The sequence below is a fragment of the Spirosoma harenae genome, from assembly GCF_054776975.1.
This window is the reverse complement of the sequence record NZ_BAAHBD010000006.1, coordinates 398,537-421,229: the sequence shown is the minus strand read 5'-3', so window position 1 is coordinate 421,229 and position 22,693 is coordinate 398,537. Positions and strand designations below refer to the sequence as shown.

Here is a 22,693-nt window from a genome sequence, read left to right as displayed (position 1 = left end):
CAATTATGAAGAGAATTTGAAGATTTGAAACGAATGCTCTCTTTTTTCAGAATTGTACGAATAGACGACTGATAGACCATATCGGTCGCAGATTTGCTTCACTAAGGCTAGTCCTAATCCGGTTGAGTCAGGGCGACTTGGATCTTTGATGAATCGGTTAAACAATTGACTATCAGAAAAGGGTAATGGATTTCCTGTGTTCTGAATAGTTAAGGCATCGGTTGTTAATTCGATCCGTACAATGCCATTGGTAGATCCATGTCGGACGGCATTCTTCAGTAAATTAGTTACTAAAACGTCTGCCAACTGGCGATTCATTTGAGTCTGCACATTGGGCGTGATGGCCTGTTCCACAACCATGCCTTTGTGGACAAAGAACGGCTCGTAATCTTGAATATATTGAATTAGTAAATCGCTTAGATTCAGCAATTCATCATCTATAAATTGGTTGTTTTCGACTTGGGTGAGCAATAATAGCGAACGATTCAATTGACTCAACCGACTGAGTGCATCTGTAGCTCGTTGTAAGTGCGTGTAATCAGTTTCGGTCAAATGAGTCGATTGGAGCAGAAAATCCAGTTCCGTAGTAGCTACGGCCAAGGGAGTTTGCAGTTCATGCGACGCATTTTCGGTAAACTGTTTTTGTAAAAAAAACTGTCGACGTAATTTCTGCGTCAACTCCTGCAATGACTGACTCAATAGGCTGAACTCTCGAATGCGGCTTTCGGGAAACGAGGAGTTTACGGCCTGATCGAGCCTGAACTCTCCGAGTTGGCCAATAGTCGCGTAAAAAGGACGCCATAATCGACGAGCAAGTCCCAGACCGACGACTACCGATAAGGCCATGAGCACTAAAAAGCCCCAAATAATCCCTACAGACATCAATCGAGCTAGTTCGTCAAATTCATAATAGGCCTGCCGAACAGTGACCTGATATTTTTGCCCACTGACGAATACAATGGCTTTTACCTGGCGAAACGGTGCTAACCCGCCTTGTTTTAAGGGATTAGGTAACAAATGATCCGAAAAATCGGGGTGAGTTTTGCCGATAGAATTGATGCGTTCCACATGTGGATTGTCGTCCAAATCGGCGTGTAGCGGGACGCCAGAGGGTAATGTTTTCAATCGCTGTTCAACCTGCTCAACCTGACTCATCAAAATCTCATCGACTTCGTGCTGAATCGTTTTGTGAATCAGGATATAAAACCCTGCCGAACCAATTAAGGCAATCGCTAGTGCCGTAAAAAGTAGATACCGAGCCGTTTGATTGAGCAGACTCATAATAATCGAGTTGAAAAAACGTACCCCGCTCCATACCGAGTCTGAATATAGTCAGGGCAACCGGCTGCGATGAGCTTCCGACGCAGATTTTTTACGTGTGTATAGAGAAATTCATGCGAATCGACGGCATCCATCGCATCGCCCCAAACGTGCTCAACAATGGCTGATTTTGATAAAATACGATCTGCGTTTGTGATTAAAAAAAGGAGCAGTTCATACTCTTTACCCGTTAGTTTGATGTCGGTAGCACCAAGGCTTACTCGCTGCTGATCAGGCCATAATGTAAGTTCACCTGCTTTGACCTGAGCTTGCCCACTAAATAGCCGCCGACGTAGTACAGAACGCAAACGAGCGTTGAGTTCAGGTAAATGAAAAGGCTTGGTCAGGTAATCGTCAGCACCCGCGTCAAGACCGGTGAGTTTATCGGCTAGTGCATCTTTGGCCGTTATAACAATAATCCCGACCGTTGATTGCTGCCGTTTCAGTTCGCGAACAAGATCGAGGCCGTTACCGTCGGGAAGCATTAAATCGACTACAACGCAGTCGTAATCATAATCGTGGGTCCGGGTTGCTGCCTGGTGGTAGGTTGTTGCTGTAGTTACTACATATCCTTCATCCTCAAGGTACTGTTGGACAGATCGTTGTAGTGCTGGCTCATCTTCGACTAAAAGGATCTTCATTCAGATGTATGATGTAAGAAGTAGGATGTAGGATGTAGGATGTAGGATATAGGATATAGGATGTATCGTGCAGTCAATCTCATACAACATATATCCTACATCATACATTACAAAACTATTGACTCCACGATGTTGGGGTTCGATCCCAGCGGTGATTTTTCAACTCGTGCAGAAGTTTAGACCCTAAACCATTGCCATCGCTGGCGGAAATGTTTGCTTCGACGTTCCGGATCTGGCGCATGCCTGGAATGGTTGTATGCACGTCAGGATTACTTAAAATGAAGCGTAAGGCCATTTCAGGCATGGTCATTCCCGATGGAATCAGTGGCCGGAGAGCTTCTGCATGATCGACACTGCTATTCAGATTTTCAGGTACGAAATACGTCGAACGCCAATCGCTGGCCGGGAATGTCGTTTCTTTAGTGAATGTACCTGTAAGTGTTCCTTCATCGAACGGAACGCGCGCAATGACGCCAATATTCAATTCGCGGCAAAGAGGAAACAGATTGTCTTCGGGGTTCTGATCAAAAATGTTGTAGATGACCTGTACGGCGTCAATCATTCCGGTGTGAAGCGTATTCAGGCAATTGTCGGGTTCCCAGCGATTGACCGAAACGCCCCAGGCCTGGACTTTGCCTTGCTGGGTGAGTTTTGTTATGGCTTCTTTCCATTCATCCTGGTCAGCCCAACCGTCTTCCCAGACGTGGAACTGCTGCAAATCGATTGTTTCGACGCCGAGATTTTTTAGACTCTTTTCCGTGTATTCCACGATATAATCTGCTGGAAATACATCAGCTATGTCATAACTTGGTTTGGATGGCCATTTCCGGTTTTTGGGCGGAATTTTCGTCGCTGCGTACAGTTTTTTGTCAGGATGGTTTTTGAGCAGTTGATTCAAAACTTCTTCACTGATGCCATCGCCATAAGCCCAGGCCGTATCGAAAAAGTTGCAGCCTAAGTCAACTGACCGTTCAAGCGCGCGGAGTACTTCCTGTTTGTCGGAGCCAGTCCAGCCAGCGAGGCCCCACATGCCATAGCCAATTTCGGAGACTTGCCAGCCTGTACGGCCAAATGTGCGGTAATTCATAAGTAGGATTTTAGATTAGACATTGAGCAATCCCCTTTACGATAAAAAGTGGGTAAAGCGTCAACTATACAAAGAAAGTTATTCGGCGAATTACTACTGAAACGTTTAACTGGTTCGTCAGGAAATGATTACAAAAGGCCAAAAAATCGCCATATAATATGATTTTAATTTTTTTTTAATGTTTCGCAATCCATTTACACTCGGCAGCCGTATGACACTATACTATCATACGCGTTCGTGAAAAATTTTACAAACTACCCCTATGTTTTATAACAAACCTCTCCGCTTTCTGAGTGGCCTGGTGGCCATTGGACTGATGCTAACCATTTACGCCTGTAAAGACGTACAGCCTCAGTTGGACCCGCAAACTGGCTATGGCAGTGCACGTCTGTCGACTGATTTTATGTTCTATGTTCTAACAGATAATAATCAGCTGATGAAAATTAATACCCAGAGTCCGGGTGTTAATCAGGGTACCACAACCATTACAGGGCTCTTAAACAATGAACGATTGGTATCAATCGATTTTCGGCCTGCAACCGGGCAATTGTATGGCGTAAGTAATGGCAGCCGGATTTACATGATCAATTTGGTCAATGGAGTAGCCACACCACTTGGATCAGGTCCGTTTACCCCCGCTATTAACGGTGATGTCGTTGGATTCGATTTTAATCCGACAGTTGATCGCATTCGATTAGTGACTAACCGAGGACAAAATCTGCGTCTGAATCCGGAAACGGGTATTGTAATGACAGTTGATGGTGCGATAAACGGTGCGCCAGGAGCCGGAGTTACAGGCGTTGCCTATTCAAACAACTTTGCTGGCGTTACCACGACAACTCTGTATGACATTGATCCAATAACTGACAAGCTGTATCGTCAGGATCCGCCTAACAATGGAACCTTGGTCGAAATAGGACCATTAGGAGTCGATATTGCGGGCCGAGGTAGTTTCGATATTGCTCCCAACGGAAACGCGCTGGCAGTATTGATTGGCGGAACAACACAGGGGCTTTACGAAATGAACCTGACCACGGGGAGAGCTGAGCGTTTGGGCGATCTTCCTGGCACAACCAGTATTGTTGGGATTGCTATTCCAACCGAACCGGTCGCTTATGCAGTTGATGGAAGCAATAATTTACACATTATCGTCTTTCAAACCCGTCCATCGTCTGGCTTCGTCAAATCAATAACGGGATTACAACCTGGCGAAACGATCTATGGTATCGATTTCCGACCAGCTAATGGCCAGCTATTTGCATTAGGTAGCACCAGCCGACTCTATACAATCAATACGTCAAACGGAGCTGCAACAGCAGTTGGATCGGGATCGTTTAGCCCATCAATTCCTAGTGGAGGTGGTGATTTTGGGTTTGACTTCAACCCAACTGTCGATCGTATTCGTCTGGTTGGTTTCAATGGACAGGATTTGCGACTCAATCCAAATGATGGTACCGTGGCGGCTGTTGATGGTACACTGGCCTATACTTCTGGCATGGGTTCACCGAACGTAACGGGAGCTGCTTACACGAATAACTTCGCGGGAGCAACGGCAACTGCCCTCTATGATATTGATACCCGGACAGGTAACGCCATGCTATTTCAACAAACTCCTCCTAACGACGGAAAACTGGTAAGCATAGGTGCTCTTGGCGTATCGGCTGAAGGAGGGAATGGGTTTGACATTGGAGGGGCTTCGAACAAAGGATATGCCCTGCTTCGGTCGGGAGGAGTCAGCAAATTGTATAGTATTAACCTAACAACTGGCGCGGCTACGTTCGAAACCGATTTTCCTGGTAATCCTACATCGGTTCGTGGATTTGCTATCGGTTTAGGTTTCTAAGGAATAAAGGTTTCGAGTTAGTCCAGCCCGGTTTGCGTTAAGCAGATCGGGCTTTTTAATGACTGGTTAATTTTTACTATACAAATTCGGTAGGATGGCATAGTCTTTGTTCGCTTATACGATGAAATATATAGTTTAAGTATCAAAAAATAAGGCGATAAATTTATTGATTTAACTTTCCTTTTTTAGACTCAACATGCTTGTTCGTATTGTTCGTATGACCGTTCAGGAGGACAAACTCTCCGATTTTCACTTGATATTTGACGCAGCCAAGCAACAAATCAGGGCGTTTCCTGGTAATTGCCACCTTGAGCTTCTGCGTGATCATGATCAGCAAAATGTTCGACTAACCTATAGTTTGTGGGAGTCAGCAGAAGCGCTGGAAAAATATCGCAAGAGCGAATTTTTTCAGAAGACCTGGTCTTCACTCAAAACCGTGTTTGCCGAACGAGCAACGGCTTTTTCCATCGAGAAGCTGGAATCTATCGAAAAATTGGAAGAGGTAATCTATTGAGAATGTGAGTAAAATCACTTAAATCGTGGCTTCTTCGTAGGCATCTTCTAGGCCGTGTAGGAATTCATGAATCGTCAACTTGCTATCGTTTGGTTGATGACCTGTTGGCTGCTCAGGCCATCGTTGTGGGTACATGCCCAAACGAGTACGCTTACCCTTACAGGAACCGTTGTCGATGCCTCCACTGGTAAGGCAATGCCGTTCGCCAACGTGTATGTGAATGGTAGTACTCGTGGTACTATTACCAACGAGCGAGGTGAATATGCCTTAGCCGGTGTTCCGCTCGGAACAGTTGAGGTAGTAGCTTCTTTTGTGGGTTATCAGTCACAACGATTAACCCTACGCTTAAATACCAGCCAGAATAACAAAGCTAATTTCCGGCTCAAACCGGGCGATCAGACATTGCTGACCGTAACGGTTCGAGGTAATCAGAAGAAATGGGAGCGGCAGCTCAAGCAGTTTAAACGGCAGTTGCTCGGCGAGCCATTTGGCGGCCAGTGTGTAATTATTAATAGCGATGTGCTCAGTTTTAAGGAGGAAGATGGGCACTTGAAAGCCACGGCTACCGAACCGATTATCATTGAAAATCACGCTTTAGGGTATCGGTTGAAATACGAACTACTCCATTTCGACGGTGCTTTTCAAAAGGTCTTTTTTGCGGGCTCAGTACATTTTGAGGAGATGAAAGCCGTTGATGAGCGGCAAACCAGACGTTTCCGTCGAAATCGAATGCTTGCCTATAAAGGTTCGACCCGTCATCTGATGGCCAGTATTATTGATGGCACCTACGAGAAGGAAGGCTTTATGGTTTTCCAGGAGAATCCGGCCGTATTGCCGATGAGAACGCTTTCTAATCGGATTATACTCGCTGGCTCGGTTGCAACCGATTCGACAAAGGGTCATTTATGGCCGCTAAAACTAAAGGAGCTGATCCAGCCTGGTCGATTGCCGTTTGAACGTCAACTCGTATCGGACAAAAAGCTGATTGTCTTTAACACGCTGGCTACATCACTTTACTCACCGTATATAGATGCCCGCTATGCATATTCGGAGATTAAACTGCCCTTGAATCAGATCCAGCTTACGGTTGATGGAACCGTTACGATGCCCAATGGTATGGTGGTCTATGGGTCGCTTTCCGATGATCGGCTATCGACCATGTTGCCGGCTGATTGGCTGCCTACACAAAATACACAAAGCAGTACGGATTCAACAAAAAGTACGCCAATCATAACGCAGGGTAGGTTCTTATTGCCCGACGCTCGTCTGGAGCGTATTTCAAAAAATTATATAGATCGTTTTCAGACACTAGCACCGATTCTGTTTGTGCATACAGATAAGCCATTCTATGCCACTGGCGACCGTATATGGCTAAGTGTTTATCTGATTGATGCTGTCACCAATCTCCGTCCGCTTGGCGAAACGGCAATCCACGTTGACATTGTAACGCCCAATGGAAAGCTCGTACAACATCAATGGATGCGTGTAGCGGACGGTAGGGCGGCTGGTAATTTTCGATTGGCGGATACCTTATCTTCAGGTACGTATCGGTTGCGGGCGTATACCGACGAGGACGACGGGCAGTATCGCCCTGCGTTTGAACGATCCATTGCTGTTTATAATCTGGTACAGAGTACCCCGCCAAAATCAGTTATTCCAGAGCCAAAACCATTGGATATACAGATCTTACCGGAAGGTGGGCATTGGATAACGGGCCTGTCATCTCGATTAGGAATAAAAATCGTTGATCCGAATGGGCATGGCGTACCCGCTTCGGGCCGAGTTGTGACCATAGATGGAACGGAGATTTGTAAGCTCAATACCAACCAATTTGGGATGGGAAGTTTTGTGATGACTGCCGAAGCCGGTAAAACGTATTTGGCTGAGATCGTTCATACAGGACAAACACTGAAAATTCCTTTACCGAAGGCAGAATCTGACGGGTTGCAGCTGGCGGTCGACATCGTTAGCGATACTAATCAGTTAGCACTCACTATTATCGGGACCAATCGACCTGCTGTAGATTCTGTTTACCTACTGGTGCAGCATCAGGGATATCTGGTGGATCGGCGGAAAATCCTGTTGCAGAACGGTATTGCTCGGGTAAGTTTACCTGTTGAACCACTTCCGGCAGGGCTTAATGAGCTGACCCTATATGACGCGGCTGCTCGCCCGAAAGCTGAACGATTGGTATTCATACCACAGCAGATACCACCTGTCCGCGTACTTATCGATGCAAATAAACCTCGGTTCAAACCCCGCGAACAGGTTGCTTTAAGTCTTAATCTTAATGATGAAGGATTGCCCGCTATGGCAGCGTTATCGGTTTCCATCACCGATGCTACACAAGTACCTGACGATACCGCTGAAGCCAATTTTCAGACCCATCTTCTGTTGACTGGCGAATTACGTGGACGGGTTGAGCAGCCTAACGTTTATCTGAAAGACAACTCGCTCGAAACGCGCCGGGCATTGGATGATTTATTATTGACGCAAGGATGGCGACGAATAAGTGGTACGCCAAAATCAGAATTACTCGGGGGCGTATCGGTAGCTGGTCGCGTACTGAATGCTAAGAATCAACCCATTTCGGGTGCGCAGGTTTTTCTGGCTTCGACGGTTCCCGGTAAGTCGTTCGTTAAATCGGCAGGGACAAATGAGCGGGGGCGTTTTCGACTAGCGGGGCTGGATATTGCCGATACGATCCAGCTCATGACGCAGCTAACCGATCATCAACTGAAAAACATACCCGACAAAGACGCGCATTTGGTGCTGGAAGGGCCAGACGTAACCTGGCAACAAGACACAATCGTCCGATTATCAAACTGGGCTGCCCTGAAGACTCAATTGGCTGAAGCGCGTATCCGTCAGGAATCAGATGCGGATTTATATCGGGATAAAACAGTGAAAGTGCTCAAGGCCGTAACCGTTAAAGCCAGGCGGTTTGACGAACGTCCGGATGATATCAAGAGCCGTAGTTTGCATAACGGTGCCGACGCAACGCTTGTTTTTGATGAAAAATCGCCCCCATTTGCGAATCTGTATGAAATGATGCGCGGGCGTGTAGCCGGTGTAACTGTCACTCAGGAACCGGCAACAGGTAGTTATAAAGTGGTTGTAAGAGGGAATGGTAGTTTTATCGCTGGAACAACTCCGCTTTATCTGATCGATGGTATGAATGTGCAGGATGTCGATGGAACAGGCTTGCTGGCATTTAATCCAGGAGACATTGAACGGATTGAATTTCTAAAAAATGCCGGAACCGCAGGTATCTATGGCGTTCGGGGGGGCAATGGTGTTATTGCTTTTTACACCAAGCGATTCCGGCCCGATCAATCTAAAAATGGTGAGCAAAAAGGCATGCATGCCTTGCAACTGATTGGCTATCCATCCGTGAAACGAGAATTTTATGTGCCGCGCTATAATGCCGAAACCTCGCAGGACTCAATCACTGGTAAAGTAGATCGACGGGATGTGCTCTACTGGAAACCATTAATGCAAACGGATAGTCAGGGCCACAGTTTGCTTATGTTTCCGTTATCGGATGTGGTGCAAACGATCCGGGTGACTTTACAGGGAATGACCTCGACTGGCCGCCCGGTTGTTGCTGTCCGACGAATTCGGGTGCAATAAGTCGCTTATTTTCCCCCGTTAGGTGTTGGGTTGATGGGTTAAATAATTCATCGATTCAAGGGTGGAACTTCATGATATAATACTGGCAGAGAAAGGATTGACCAAACTCGTGAATTGGTCGTTGATAGGTAGGCTGAAAGCCATATCGTTCGTAGAAAGCCATCAGTTTAGGCCTCGTAGCATCCGTTTCGAGTTGCAGGGTATCGATCCCTCGTTTAAGGCACTCGGTTCGGCAGAAATCAAGAATATGGCCAAATAGATTTTGTCCGGCAAATTGTCGGCGGATGGCTAATTTATGGATGAAACCGGATGTATTCGGCGGAACGTCGGGCCAGAAAAGCGGGTCTTCCCATTGCAGAATCAATACGGCTGCTGGTTCCGGTGCTTTGCCTTCTTCAGCGGCATACATCACATAGAGATTTCCCGTCGTGTATTGATCCAGTAAGTTTTCGGATTTTAAGGTATCGATGGCCCAGAGTTCCTGATTGGTATCGACAAGCCATTGCCCTACTTCGCGCAGGATGTCGATGGCTAATTCAGGCTGGTCGTTGCGAAAGGTAAATGACATTGGTAGTGAATGATTTTCAGGTTGTCGGAGGTAGCGTTCACCTTAACAATTGGCAACGGTGGCAAGTTAAGGACGTATGACAAAACTAAACAAAACAATCCTGCCCGCACTAGGTAGCGGACTGGTTGGCGCAACGGTACTAACAGCGCTTCACGAAACGGCCCGCCAATTTATTGATGAAGCTCCTCGCGCCGATATTCTGGGCGAACGAGCTATTAAAAAAGGATTGAAAAAGGCAAAATTGAAAGCACCCCCTGAAGACCAACTTTATTTCTGGACCCTGGGAGGAGATTTGATTTCCAATGCATTGTATTATAGTCTGGTCGGATTAGCTAAACCAAAACACGCCGTACTGGCAGGCACAGCCCTCGGATTAGCTGCCGGTGCCGGAGCCGTCGGATTACCCGGTCCGATGGGGTTAGGTACGGCTCCCAGCAGTCGAACCCCTGCTACTGCTGCTATGACAATTGGCTGGTATCTGGTTGGTGGACTCGCAACAGCTGGCGCGTATTTGTTACTGAAAGGTAAAATACGGCTAACGTGATGAGAATGACCGTTTGATACTGTTATAATATTATTTTGCTATATATAATACAAATGTATTAGCAAGGTGTTACCTTTGGCCTGCAACAGTGGATTTGATTGCTATGGCCTATAAGAAAAAACAAGTAATACGAGTCGTATTTGACGTGCTTGATGAGATGAAGCACAGCATCCGGCTGGATGCTGATTTGTCCGTGGCTGCTGCTGACCCCGACGAAGCCATTGATTGGGTATATACCGAAATGCAACGACAATTCAATCGGTCGGATATTCGCCTGTCGAGGGTTCGCATTTGCGCATAAAATGCTTCCACTGATAACGATAAAATGTTGTCTTTTAGACTGAGGCTGTTTAAGCTTTTAGTCAAGAACTGATTTTGTCATTCTGACGCAGGAAGAATCTTAATCTGTCCTAACTCACAAGCAAGGAAACGTTAAGATTCTTCCTGCGTCAGAATGGCAAAATCACTCATTTGGAACTTACTCTCAAAAGGTTAAATAGGTTCGATAGTAAAAATCCTACAATATCTGTCCGGGGCGAAGCTTATCGGAGTTTTTAGTGGCCTAAAAATCAGCGTTCTAGGTGTGTTATAAATTCATCCGTTTCAGTTCGCGTACGGCAAAATCAGCTGCCCGGGCGGTCAGGGCCATATAGGTGAGCGATGGGTTTACGCAGGACGACGACACCATAGCCGCGCCATCCGTAACGAATACATTCTTCGCTCCCCAGACCTGATTATTGGCATTCAGTACCGATGTTTTGGGATCGCGACCCATACGAGCCGCTCCCATTTCGTGAATGCCAATACCCTGATTTTTATCGGTATCGTTTCGCGTTTTTACGTTTTTCAAGCCAGCGGCTTCGAGCATTTCAGCCGCATCATTCGCCATCGCTTTCCGCATCCCAACCGTATTTTCGCCCCAACCTGCATCGAACTCAATAATCGGTAATCCCCATTTATCTTTCTTATCGGAAAGGCGCATGCGGTTATTGGGATCGGGAAGAGTTTCGCCGAAACCACCGATGTTAAACTCCCAGCGACCGGGCTTCGTAAGGCTATCTTTAAATTCTGGTCCGAACCCATCTTTGGAAGCGCCAGCTACCCAATCTTGTCGGGCACCACGCCCCTGATAGCCGAAACCGCGCACGAAATCTTTTCGCTTATCGTCACCCCAGTTGGCAAACCGGGGAATGTAAATGCCGTTGCCGCGCCGACCGTAATAATACATATCCTGTAACCCGTCATATTCACCCGACGCCCCTGCACCCAGATGGTGGTCCATCAGATTACGACCTAGCTGATCGGAGTCATTGCCAAGCCCATTGGGGAATCGTTTCGACGTCGATTGCATCATAATCCAGGCCGTGTTCATGGTTGAGGCATTCAGGAAAATGATTTTGGCATAATACTCCTGCGTTTGCTTCGAATTCTGGTCGATGACACGCACTCCTACAGCCTTATTTTTCTGCTCATCGAAAATGACCTGATAGGCAATTTTGTCTGTGATCACCGTTAATCGCCCGGTTTTCATGGCGGCTGGCAACGTTGATGATTGTGTGCTGAAATAAGCGCCAAACGGACAGCCCCGCACACACAAGTTTCGAAACTGACACGATGCACGACCACCATCCGTATGAATTTTTTGTGCCACCGAAAGGATGGCCGGGCGGCCAATAACCAGATGCCGATTTTTGAAATTCTTTTCGATCCCCGCTTTCGCCAGCAGTTCGACGCTGTTCATCTGCATGGGCGGCACAAAATTCCCGTCGGGTAGTACGGCTAGTCCGTCCTTATTGCCGGAAACGCCGACAAATTTCTCGACGTATGAATACCAGGGTTCAATATCCTTATAGCGAATTGGCCAGTCGGCACCGTGACCATCTTCGATATTAGCGGTGAAATCACGTTCATTGAGTCGATAGCTCTGGCGGCCCCACATAATGGATCTTCCTCCCAGGTGATAACCCCGAATCCAATCGTACGGACGCTTTTCGATGTAGGGAACGTCTACATCTTTGGTGAACATGTGCCGTTGATCTTCGCCAGGTTTGCCCCCCGAACGGGCATTAGCCCAATATTCTTCGGCAGCCCACAGCTCGATTTTACCCCGGTGCGGAAATTCCCAGGGGTCTTTCATCGCGGTCGGATAATCTGTAACGTGTTTCAGATCAGGCCCTCGTTCGAGCATGAGTACTTTCAAGCCTTTTTGGGTCAATTCTTTGGCGGCCCAGCCCCCCGATATACCGGAACCCACGACAATAGCGTCGTAAGTCATCCCTTTTTTAGCGTCAAGATTAAGGTTCATTTTGAAGGAGTTGCAGGGTTGTAAAGTTGTATGGTTATAGAGTTCTTGATGCGTAAGCCAACTTTACAACCCTATAACTGGATAACATCACTAGGTTAGGTTGCCCACGCTTTCTGGCCGTCTTTAAGTTTAACGACCCCTTCGTAGCGACCGGGAATTTTTACGTATTCGAGTGCCTGCGTGCAACCAATTTCAGAACTGAAATAGCCCAGAATAGTCAACTCTTTCACCAGTTTGAAGAAGGGAATAAGGGGAGCATTTTTCTTTTCATCTTTCACCACGACTCCTGTTTCGGCATCAACCAGTTTCGCCTGAGTTTGATCGCTTCCCGCCGGGGCAAACGCACCCAGCGCTGTCTCTGGATTCTTATCAAGTTTCTCCTGCTGCTTTGGTTTCTGCTGCGCTTCGGTTTTGGCCAGTTGTTCAAACTGTTTCAAAATGGCTGTTTTCTGCTCAATTGGCAATGCCGTGAACGATTTGCTATACGCTTTTTGGCATTCGGCTTCTACCGCATCCAATCCTTTCAGAACGTGTTCCTGCTGAGCTGGTTTGTAGCAATCTTTCAGAATCAACTGAATGGTCGAACCTACTTTAGCTGCTTTTGCGCCGGGGGTAGATGTAGTCGGCATAATGACTTCCGTGATCTCATCCAGCAACGCTTGCTGATTGGCGTTTAAGGCAAACGACGAAGGCGCTCCCTTGCCGGTTCGATGGGGTTGGTATCCCTCCACAATGGCCGCCATCGACTGAGCAGACAGGGCGCTGCCCATCGTAAGGGCGACCTGAAGAATGGCTTCTCTACGGTTCATGTTATGTTCTGATTAGCAGCTTAATACGCTCAACTGTAAAGGATCGAATACTGATTGATTCGCTTTCTGTAAAGCTACAAATGTAGACTTATGTATGCTTGCTATAAGAAGCAAAAGAATGGTAATCCTACTTAGAAATGATGGTATGTAGAACGAAAACGGAATGAGCCGATAAGTTAATAAACTGGTAAAGTTTTTGCTCTACAAGTATCTTTCTGCTTGTCCCCCTACACCTCCCATGCCTGTTCGTTACCTTCTTCTTATTAGCTGGATTTTGTTCAGCAAGTTAGCTTATGCTGACTGCTCAAATCCTGCCTATACGTTTGTCTATAATATCACCTACCAGTCAGCAACAATATGGTGGTCTTATTATGGTGTTGGCAATTCGCCAGTTGAAGCCCAGTGGCGACAAGTTGGCACCTCAACCTGGACGATAAATCCGCCCACAACTACGTATACTTCTTCGTTAACAGGACTCACAAATAATACAGCCTATGAATGGAGAGTTCGAACGATCTGTGCTGTTGGAGATACATCCAGTTTTACAAACGGTACTGTTTTTCAGACGACGTGTGCAGCTCCCAATTATGCGGATGCGACAATTATTACGCATCAATCAGCCCGACTAGTTTGGGATCAATTCATTGGAGATACGTATGAACTACAATGGCGGTCTGTTGGTACTTCCACCTGGACTGTGGTTGGTGAGTTGACTAATAATTTTCTGGATTTATCAGGATTACCAGAAGATACTTCATTTGAGTGGAAAGTTCGGAGAGTATGTTCCAGTACGGCTATGTCCGATTTTAAGACTGGCCCCAATTTCCAAACGCACTGTTCAGTCCCGACCAATGCCCGAACAACATTAATTAATCCAAGTGCAGCCGAGTTGAAATGGGACAGTCCGTTTCCCAATCTTGTTTTTGATCTCAACTGGCGTCCAGCCGGAGCTTCTACCTGGACAGTGGTGGAGGGTATCACTTCGCCAGGGTATATTCTGACTGGTTTAACCAATTCGACTAGTTATGAATGGCAGGTAAGAACGGCTTGTTCTGCAACCTCAAAATCAGCGTTTACGGATATGAATGTGTTTCAGACTAGTTGCCCATTACCAACTAACCTGAGCAATCCGTCCGTAACGTATAATACAGCTACGTTACAATGGACGTCTCCCACCAGTGACCTGCAATGGCGACCTGTCGGTGCAATTGAGTGGAGCTCTGTGCCGGGAGCCAGATCACCATTTATACTCACGGGATTAGCTAACAATACAACGTATGAATGGCGCGTCCGAACGGTTTGTTCACCTGCTGTTGCTTCAGACTACACACCAGCACAGCAGCTAACGACTCGCTGTTTGGGTCCTGCCTTCGTATATGAAGGTGTTCTCGGACCTAAAGCGATACGCATATCCTGGAGCCCTACGGATAATCGCTTGTATGAGTTACAATGGCGAATGGTCGGTACTACAGACTGGGCCATAGTACCGGGAATTTCAGCCTTATCTTATACGCTAACTGAATTATCACCGGAAACTACTTATGAATGGCGTGTCCGGAGCCAATGTTCTGCTACTGATTATTCCGATTTTGTTGTAGGCCAGTCAACTACATCAACCTGCAGAACAGCTTCCTATCTCCAAGATCAGAATGCAACCAATACGAGTATCGATGTAGTCTGGAATCTGGCATCTCCTGGAGTAAAGACTGAATTGCAATGGCGGCTTGCCAATTCCCCTAATTGGTCATCTATACACAATCTTACAGGAGATCGATACACATTAACTGGGTTACAAACTAATACGCCCTATGAATGGCGAGTCCGTATGGTCTGTTCGGCTACGCTAGCATCTGAATTTTCAGAAATTCAGTCGTTTATGCTCAGCTGTATGCAACCATATTTTTTCTATTCATCTACTATTGAAGCTACATCAGCTACAGTAAGTTGGGGTGGGGCTTATCCACCTTATAAGTTGCAGTATCGTCAGGCTGGCACTACGGATTGGGTGTCAGCCGAGAATATAACAAGCACTTCTTATCCATTAAACGGGCTTACTTACAACACAGTGTATGAGTGGCGTGTGGGTTCTACTTGTTCTTCTGGCAGTACACCTGATTTTGGCGTAACACAAACCTTTCAAACAGACTGCGGTTCGCTTCCAGGGCTTCTTGCAGTCGTAGGTATAGATGTCAATTCAGTGAGATTGTCATGGGTAAATACCAATAATACGAAACGCTATGAAATTCAGTATCGGGAAGTAGGTAATCCAGACTGGACGATACTGCAACCCAAAGGAAATGAAACGGACCCTACTTTTAGGGGAAGCACCTGGAGTAGCCAAAAGGGTTTTTTACTTTACAATCTGTCGCCCGGAAAAACCTACGAATGGCGAATTCGAGCCATTTGTAGCCCTTCCATTTATCTGGATTTTGTTAATGGGCCGACATTTGCAACTACTTGTCCTGTCCCTCAAAGTCTATATAGTCTTCAGCAAACAAACACGTCATTAATGGTGGGATGGTCTACAGGTGGGTTGTCAACAATTTGTGACCTTCAATGGCGCAAAGTCGGAAGTCAGAACTGGAACACCATCAACGGATTAACCAATACCAGTTATTTACTGACAAATCTTGATGCTGGAAGTAGTTATGCGTTTCGTGTTCGACAAGTATGTTCGAGCGAAATTGCGAGCGATTTCTCTAACCCTTTTACATTCGATTTACCCTGTATTATTCCAAATGTGGGTGTTGCTCAGGCTTTATCGCCTACTTCGGTAAAGCTATTTTGGATATATTTTAACCAACCAAGTCCGACTATTTCGACCGAAATACGATCGTATGACGTGCAATATCGTTTGACAGGAACCTTAGACTGGACAACGTTGACGGGAATTAGTAGTGATAACTATTCGCTAACAGGACTAATTTCCGGGAGTAGTTATGAGTGGCGCGTCAGAGCGAGTTGCTCACAGGAAACAAGTTCTGATTTTTCAGCGATCTATTCGTTTCAGGTAACCTGTCCTGTGCCCAGCTTTAATAGCTTCAACTCACAGGCCGGCACTACATCGGCACGCCTAAGATGGAGCGCATATGTAAACACGATGCAATCACAATCCTTTGCCCTTCAATGGAGAGTTGTAGGAGCAGCAGGTTGGACAACGATATCAATACCTTACACTAATTCAGAAAACACGTATCTACTGACGGGGCTCACAACTAATACAGCCTACGAATGGCGAGTGGCTTCAAATTGTGGTGGGGATTATTTGTCGAATTTTTCTCCTGTTCAAGCCTTTCAGACAGCTTGTGCCAGTGTTCAATATGTATACGTAAACGGGGTAGGTAATAATAGTGCTCAGGTACGTTGGGAAGGCACGAACTTTTCACCAGAGACAATCTATACAGTTCAGTATCGCGTCAATGGAATTGTAGAATGGACATCCTTGACTGGATTGACATCGACAAGTACAACCATCACCAGACTACTTGATAATACGACCTATGAATGGCGGGTTCGAGCGGATTGCGATCCTGTAAGTCCTTTTTCGCCCAGCAGCACATTTACAACGCAATGTCCTAACCCCACTAACCCACATGTTGAAGCTATAAAAGCAGAGTCGGTTAAAATTGTCTGGACCAAACAGGCCGATAATCTATTCGTCAATCTGCAATGGCAGCCGTATAATTCTGGCTCCGCCTGGAATACAGTAGAAGGACTGACTGGATCAACCTATTCACTAACAGGATTAACGGAGAATATGGCCTATGAATTTCGGCTGCAGGGCGTTTGCTCAGTCGATAGAAAAGAACTCTATACAATGCCATCTAATTTATTCGGGACGCAAGCTCCGTATATGTTTACGTCATTATCTGCTGATAGTGTAGCCGCTGATTTTGCCCGTCTAAACTGGATAAGTGGGCCAGATAGAAGCAACTATATGCTTCAATGGAGGGTTCAGAATGGGAATTGGAATACGACCGGACCTCTGGCTGCAAAGCGCTACTTATTGACCGGTTTGCTCAATAATACAACTTATGAAGTTCGACTCAGTTATGTTCATGAAAATGGAACAACGTATCAGTCAACGACAGGTTTTACAACTTCCTGTGCCCAACCTTATCTTGGTCTTTATACCGCGGATATAAGATCTACTTCCGCCCGACTAACCTGGAACAGTAACAAACTACCGGTATCGGTACAATGGCGGGTTGCTGGTGCAACCGCGTGGAATGTAGCGGCTGGTGTAACCGGAAATTCCTATTCACTAACCGGCTTAAGTACGGGTACACTTTATGAATGGCGTTTGCTAACTCAGTGCTCAGCAAGTGAGTCAAATGCAAGTTATCCAGTCGTATTCCGAACGATTTGTCCTATGCCTGGCCTGACGTATACGGCAAATGTGAATACCCATTCAGCTCAATTAATCTGGAATAACACTAGCTCGCTGTATTCGCTTAAATACCGGGTGGTAGGGGCAAATGATTGGACGACCTTGACTGGGCTGTCTTCCAGTACGTATGTATTAGCTAACCTGACTGATAATACCACCTATGAATGGGCCGTCGCGACGAATTGCGAGGGGAATACACTTACTGCCTATGCGAGTCCATTGCAGTTCAAAACCCGGTGTATTTCCGCTGCGTCTTTTAGTATTTACGCTACAAAAGGATCTGACTGGGTCCAACTGTATTGGGAAGGTAGTGGTCCAGATTTCCAGTTTCAATGGCGGGCAGAAGGCAGTACAACCTGGAATACTATTTCTGCGGTAACACCACCTTATAAATTAACAGGGCTAACGCCAGGCATTACTTATGAATACCAGGTTCGGGCGGCTTGTATAGCGGCTGTCGACGGGCCTTTTACGGTTGGCCCTACTTTTTCGACCAACTGTTATTATACCACTGAGTCGATGACAACTGATGTAAGGTCTAGCAGCGCTCGATTAAATTGGGTGACTGATGCATCAGCTATTTACGACTTACGCTGGCGGGCCGTTGGTGATATTAATTGGGCAGTTGTGGCTGGAAATCTTACTGCCCCCTACATTTTGACGGGCCTTACTACCGATACAGATTATGAGTGGCAGTTGCGCACACCCTGCCAGCCCGATTATAGTTTATCGCAGATTTTCCATACACAATGCAACTCACCGATTACTCTGAAGACGGAGAATTTGACAACCACATCGGCTGTATTGAAATGGAATGATTCCGGGGAAGGCGTTGACTATACCATTCGATGGCGCAGAGTTGGTACAACAATCTGGAATACCATACCAGCCATTGCAACAACCAGCTACTCGCTGACCGGATTAACAAACAACACTAGTTACGAATGGCAGGTCGCGAGCCAATGTAGCGAAGACGAAACGACTTATCAGATAACGGCTTCGTTCAAAACGGACAACGATTGCCCGTCGGGAATGTATACGCTACGCAATGGATCATGGGATGATCCGACTGTGTGGTCCTGTAACCGAGTGCCGACTGCGGGGGATCAGGTTCAATTGAACCATGTTTTGAGCGTCCCGAACGGCTTTGCTGCGAAGGCATTGATTATTTCCTATCAAGCAAGTGCTCAATTGAACGTTGGGCCAGGTGCAACCATACAGATCAACCAATAAAGAGTATACTTTGCTTAAGCCTTTTTCGAGCGAAATGCCAACAATCGTAAGGCGTTGAAAACTACGACAAGAGTTGAGCCTTCATGAGCAATGACAGCGGGGCCAATACGGGCGACACCAAGAATAGTCAGTGGAATCAAGAGTATGACCATGCCCAAACTGATGAAAAGATTCTGACGGATAATTCGTCGAGCGGCACGGCTTAGGCCGATAGCGAACGGAAGTTTCTCCAGTTGATCGCCCATGAGCGCAATATCGGCGGTTTCCAGCGCGACGTCGGAACCGGCGGCTCCCATGGCGATACCAACCGTACTTTTCGCCATCGCTGGCGCATCGTTAACGCCATCGCCCACCATGGCTACTTTGCCCTCCTGTTGTCGCAATTGCTGCACCGACTGGACTTTGGCTTCGGGAAGCAGATCGCCAAAAGCATCGGTCAGACCAACTTGTTTGGCAATGCTGTCAGCAACTCGCTGATTATCGCCCGTTAGCATAATCATACGGCGGATGCCTAACTCTTTCAGAGCTTGGAGTGTTGCTTTCGCTTCGGAGCGGGGTGTATCCATTACGCCCAGAATACCCAGAAATGTATCGTCTTGACGGACAATCATAGCCGTATATCCGGTTGCTTCCAGTTCATCTACTTTCGATCGTACAGCGTCTGTGAGTGTTTTCTGTTCCTCAAAAAGGGCTTTATTGCCGATAAAAACGGGTTTGTTCGCAACTTCAGCTTGAACCCCCCGGCCCGTCAGCGCTTTCAAATTCTTGGCTTCGGGAATAGATTCCTTGCCTAATTTCTCGGTGGCTCCTTTTACAATAGCGGTTGCCAGTGGATGATCGCTCAATTTTTCAACGGCTACGGCTACGGTTAGTAATTCGTTTTCAGTGCCATTAAGTGTGGTAATCTGATTCAGCGTAGGCTTTCCTTCTGTAAGTGTGCCGGTTTTGTCAAAAGCCACTGCTGTCAGTTCGCCCAAATCTTCCAGCGGTCGCCCACCTTTGATTAATACACCGTCGCGGGCGGCTCGGGCAACACCACTTAAAACGGCCGACGGGGTAGAAATTGCTAAGGCGCAGGGGCTTGCCGCCACTAAAACGGCCATAGCCCGGTAAAAACTGGCCGAAAAAGGTTCATTGATCACCAGAAAGGCGAAACACAAACTAACAACCAGAATAAGTACAGCCGGAACAAACCATTTCTCAAACCGATCCGTAAACTGCTGTGTCGGCGACTGCTGCGATTCCGCTTCGTTAACCAGTTTTATAAGTCGTGCCAGCGTTGAATTATTAGCGGCTTTAGTTACCTTAATTTCGAGAACATTTGTGCTATTGATCGTCCCCGCAAAGACTCGGTTTTCAGCTTTAGTCGTCGAAACATCAGTATCGGGATTAGCAATGGCAACCTTGTCAACAGGTACGCTTTCGCCCGTGATGGGAGCCTGATTAACGGGCCCACCTCCTTTAATTACAATACCATCAGCAGCGATTTTACTATTGGGTTTTACAATGATGACTTCGCCAATCTGTAACTCATCGACGGCTACCTCCTGCGTCGTGCCATTTCGTCGGACGGTGGCCGTTTTAGCGCTGAGGTCAGCTAGGGCCGCAATGGATTTGCGGGCTCGTCCCATTGCGTAATGTTCAAGCGCATGACCAATGCTGAATAAGGCCAGCAATAAGGCACCTTCGGCCCATTCTCCCAGAAATCCTGCGCCAGCCGCAGCCACGAGCATCAGAAAATCGATCTCGAATTGTCCGCGACGAATGGTTTCAATGGCTTCTTTGGCCGTAAAAAATCCCCCGAAAAAATAGGCTAGTCCGTAGAGTGCTAAACTTAGCCAATTTGGTAAGCCTGTTACATAGGAAAGTCCAAAGCCAATACCCAGACTTATAGCGCACAGAATCGCAAAAATCAGTTCTGTGTTTGGTCCGAAGATGCCGCCGTGATTGTGCCCGTCGCCATGCGAATGACCTGCCTGTTCGTTATGCGAGTGCGTATGCGGTTCTGCATGATCGTGTGTATGCCCTTCATGGCTATGATCATGCCCGTGATTGATAGTCGTGCTATTTTGTGACGTTTCGGCGGGTGTATCGTTTTGCTTGAGATGCTGTAAGAGTGTTGAAAGACTGGTTTTTTGCTGGTCAAATTCCAGGTGAACCGCACCCGAAGCAGACACGGAAGCTTCCAGTACACCTTGCCAGTGACGAATTTTTTCTGCAACGATTCGCGCATGGCGGGCGTGCCGAATACCCGATAAGTAACCCACAAAATGCCCATACCGATGCGTGATTTCGGCGCCAGCTTGTTGCGCCAGCGTTTGAACCCGATTGAGCGATATTAGCTGCGGATCGTAGTGAATACAAAGCTGAGCGGTATGATCCGCAGTAGATCCATCCGAAGAATCGGATCGGATATGGACTTTATCAATGCCGGTTCGCTCCGCCAATAGATCGATCAACCGACGAACGCACTGGTCTTTTTCGTCTGGTAAATCTGGTAGCAATACGGGTAAATCTATCTGTAGTTTTTCCATTACGTTGTTGATTAACTAACAGAAATAAAGGTGGTTGAGTTTGGTTTTTTATCAATGTCCATGTTCGTCTTCTTCGCCCCCTGCCGCTTTGAGCTGCGATAGAATTTCGTAGGCGCCTTTCACCGCAACCTGCGTCTTTTGCCAATCGATGTTACCCGGAAGCGTTACCTGCGAGTACCCGTTTTCAGTAACGCCCCGGCGTACCAGTATCTGTTTGAAAACCGTAGTATGCGCTTCTTCATGTTCATGGTGTTCAGGCGCTTTTTCAGTGGTCACGATGAAGATGTACTCCTTACCTTCTGCTGATACGATGGCCTCTTCGGGTAGTGCCGTAACCCGGCTGTTGCCCAGGTTTAGCTTAGCTTTCAGAAAGGTATTCGGTGTCAATTGTGCATCAGGCTTATCAATTTTTGCTACCACACGGACAGAACGGTCGGTGTCGATAGCGCGGTTGATATAATTAATTCGCCCCGATCGCTCACGGCCACCTTCGTTGTTTAGCAATAAACTAACCTGCTGACCTTCCCGAATCATGGGTAAATCCTTTTCGAATACCGTCAGTTCTGCATATAAACCTTGATTGCTGGTCAATTTGGCGATCATATCTGCTGGTTGCACGTATTGACCCGTCGATGCCAGTACATCTGTTACAACTCCCGACTGAGGAGCTGTGATGACATACGAGGCACTGTATTTACCTTCCAGTGCAGCCTTTGGCGATAAGCCGACCAGCCGAATTCGTTGATTCAAACCCGTTACGCGAGCCTGCGTCGCTTTCAATTCGGATGTTGTTTGCTGAAGTACTTTCAACGCACTCACATTCTCGCGACTAAGTTCTTGCTGGCGCACCTGTTCCGCTTCCAGATACGTCAGACGACTGTGGCTTTCTGCGTATTCCTGCTGCAATTGAACCAGTTCAGGATTTTCGATTCGGGCCAAGACCTGCCCTTGATGCACTGGCTGACCGGGTAGGAGGGGAATGGCCCGAATAAAGCCTCCTTGTAGAGCCGTGATGATCACCTGACTTTGGGCCGGTACAGCCAGTCGCCCGTTGAGTTGAACCGAATGACTTAAATTCCGGTAGGATACACTGCCCAATTGAATCGAAGCAATCCGAAGCTGATCATCAGATAGCTCGACTAGATCCGTTTGTTTGTGTTCATGGGTATGATCGTCACCTTTTTGTTCGGCCTCCTGTTTCTTGCAGGCAAGCGTACTGCTAAGCAGTCCTAGTAAAAGGATTAGGTGAGATAATTTAAAAAATTTGAGCAT

14 protein-coding genes are annotated in these 22,693 nt (G+C 46.9%); 6 read left to right on the top strand and 8 right to left on the bottom strand.

Annotated elements, in window-relative coordinates:
- Nucleotides 1-3 precede the first annotated feature (3 nt).
- The 3 genes from ACYVE4_RS05470 to ACYVE4_RS05460 all read right to left on the bottom strand — a co-directional run bounded on the left by ACYVE4_RS05470 (nucleotide 4) and on the right by ACYVE4_RS05460 (nucleotide 3,048).
- The gene (locus ACYVE4_RS05470; protein ID WP_460995963.1) at nucleotides 4-1,281 is read right to left on the bottom strand and encodes a sensor histidine kinase; all 1,278 of its coding nucleotides are present in this window, start codon (nucleotides 1,279-1,281) and stop codon (nucleotides 4-6) included.
- Nucleotides 1,278-1,961: a response regulator transcription factor gene (locus ACYVE4_RS05465; RefSeq protein ID WP_460995962.1), complete on the bottom strand. Its 684-nt coding sequence runs from the start codon at nucleotides 1,959-1,961 to the stop codon at nucleotides 1,278-1,280. Before ACYVE4_RS05465 ends, ACYVE4_RS05470 begins: the two co-directional genes overlap by 4 nt.
- Nucleotides 1,962-2,076: 115 nt before the next feature.
- Nucleotides 2,077-3,048: an aldo/keto reductase gene (locus tag ACYVE4_RS05460; protein ID WP_460995961.1), complete on the bottom strand. Its 972-nt coding sequence runs from the start codon at nucleotides 3,046-3,048 to the stop codon at nucleotides 2,077-2,079.
- Between the two features lie 262 nt (nucleotides 3,049-3,310).
- On the opposite strand from ACYVE4_RS05460, the gene ACYVE4_RS05455 reads away from it, so the two are divergent.
- The 3 genes from ACYVE4_RS05455 to ACYVE4_RS05445 all read left to right on the top strand — a co-directional run bounded on the left by ACYVE4_RS05455 (nucleotide 3,311) and on the right by ACYVE4_RS05445 (nucleotide 9,038).
- Complete coding sequence (locus ACYVE4_RS05455) at nucleotides 3,311-4,891, top strand: DUF4394 domain-containing protein (protein ID WP_460995960.1); 1,581 nt, start codon at nucleotides 3,311-3,313, stop codon at nucleotides 4,889-4,891.
- Between the two features lie 196 nt (nucleotides 4,892-5,087).
- Entirely contained in the window at nucleotides 5,088-5,405 is a 318-nt protein-coding gene (locus ACYVE4_RS05450) for a putative quinol monooxygenase (RefSeq protein WP_460995959.1), read from the top strand.
- A gap of 66 nt (nucleotides 5,406-5,471) precedes the next feature.
- A complete protein-coding gene (locus ACYVE4_RS05445) occupies nucleotides 5,472-9,038 on the top strand; it encodes a carboxypeptidase-like regulatory domain-containing protein (protein WP_460995958.1) in 3,567 nt (1,188 codons plus the stop codon).
- 55 nt (nucleotides 9,039-9,093) lie between these two features.
- On the opposite strand, the gene ACYVE4_RS05440 is transcribed toward ACYVE4_RS05445, so the two are convergent.
- On the bottom strand, nucleotides 9,094-9,606 hold the full coding sequence (locus ACYVE4_RS05440) for a GNAT family N-acetyltransferase (RefSeq protein ID WP_460995957.1): 513 nt from the start codon (nucleotides 9,604-9,606) through the stop codon (nucleotides 9,094-9,096).
- Nucleotides 9,607-9,682: 76 nt separating this feature from the next.
- Between ACYVE4_RS05440 and ACYVE4_RS05435 the strand changes: the two genes are divergently transcribed.
- Nucleotides 9,683-10,150, top strand: a complete 468-nt coding sequence (locus tag ACYVE4_RS05435; RefSeq protein WP_460995956.1) for a hypothetical protein — start codon at nucleotides 9,683-9,685, stop codon at nucleotides 10,148-10,150.
- A gap of 103 nt (nucleotides 10,151-10,253) precedes the next feature.
- Entirely contained in the window at nucleotides 10,254-10,451 is a 198-nt protein-coding gene (locus ACYVE4_RS05430) for a hypothetical protein (RefSeq protein WP_460995955.1), read from the top strand.
- 285 nt (nucleotides 10,452-10,736) lie between these two features.
- On the opposite strand, the gene ACYVE4_RS05425 is transcribed toward ACYVE4_RS05430, so the two are convergent.
- Together ACYVE4_RS05425 and ACYVE4_RS05420 are read right to left on the bottom strand one after the other, a co-directional pair.
- On the bottom strand, nucleotides 10,737-12,455 hold the full coding sequence (locus ACYVE4_RS05425) for a GMC oxidoreductase (protein WP_460995954.1): 1,719 nt from the start codon (nucleotides 12,453-12,455) through the stop codon (nucleotides 10,737-10,739).
- A 95-nt stretch (nucleotides 12,456-12,550) separates the two neighbouring features.
- Nucleotides 12,551-13,264, bottom strand: a complete 714-nt coding sequence (locus ACYVE4_RS05420; protein ID WP_460995953.1) for a gluconate 2-dehydrogenase subunit 3 family protein — start codon at nucleotides 13,262-13,264, stop codon at nucleotides 12,551-12,553.
- A gap of 238 nt (nucleotides 13,265-13,502) precedes the next feature.
- Here ACYVE4_RS05420 and ACYVE4_RS05415 point away from each other — a divergent pair, with 238 nt between their 5' ends.
- The gene (locus ACYVE4_RS05415; protein WP_460995952.1) at nucleotides 13,503-18,887 is read left to right on the top strand and encodes a fibronectin type III domain-containing protein; all 5,385 of its coding nucleotides are present in this window, start codon (nucleotides 13,503-13,505) and stop codon (nucleotides 18,885-18,887) included.
- A 14-nt stretch (nucleotides 18,888-18,901) separates the two neighbouring features.
- Here the strand turns inward: ACYVE4_RS05415 and ACYVE4_RS05410 are convergent, their stop codons facing one another.
- Nucleotides 18,902-21,421 (bottom strand): heavy metal translocating P-type ATPase, encoded by a 2,520-nt coding sequence (locus ACYVE4_RS05410; RefSeq protein WP_460995951.1) that lies wholly within the window; start codon nucleotides 21,419-21,421, stop codon nucleotides 18,902-18,904.
- 51 nt (nucleotides 21,422-21,472) lie between these two features.
- On the bottom strand, nucleotides 21,473-22,693 hold the full coding sequence (locus tag ACYVE4_RS05405) for an efflux RND transporter periplasmic adaptor subunit (RefSeq protein WP_460995950.1): 1,221 nt from the start codon (nucleotides 22,691-22,693) through the stop codon (nucleotides 21,473-21,475).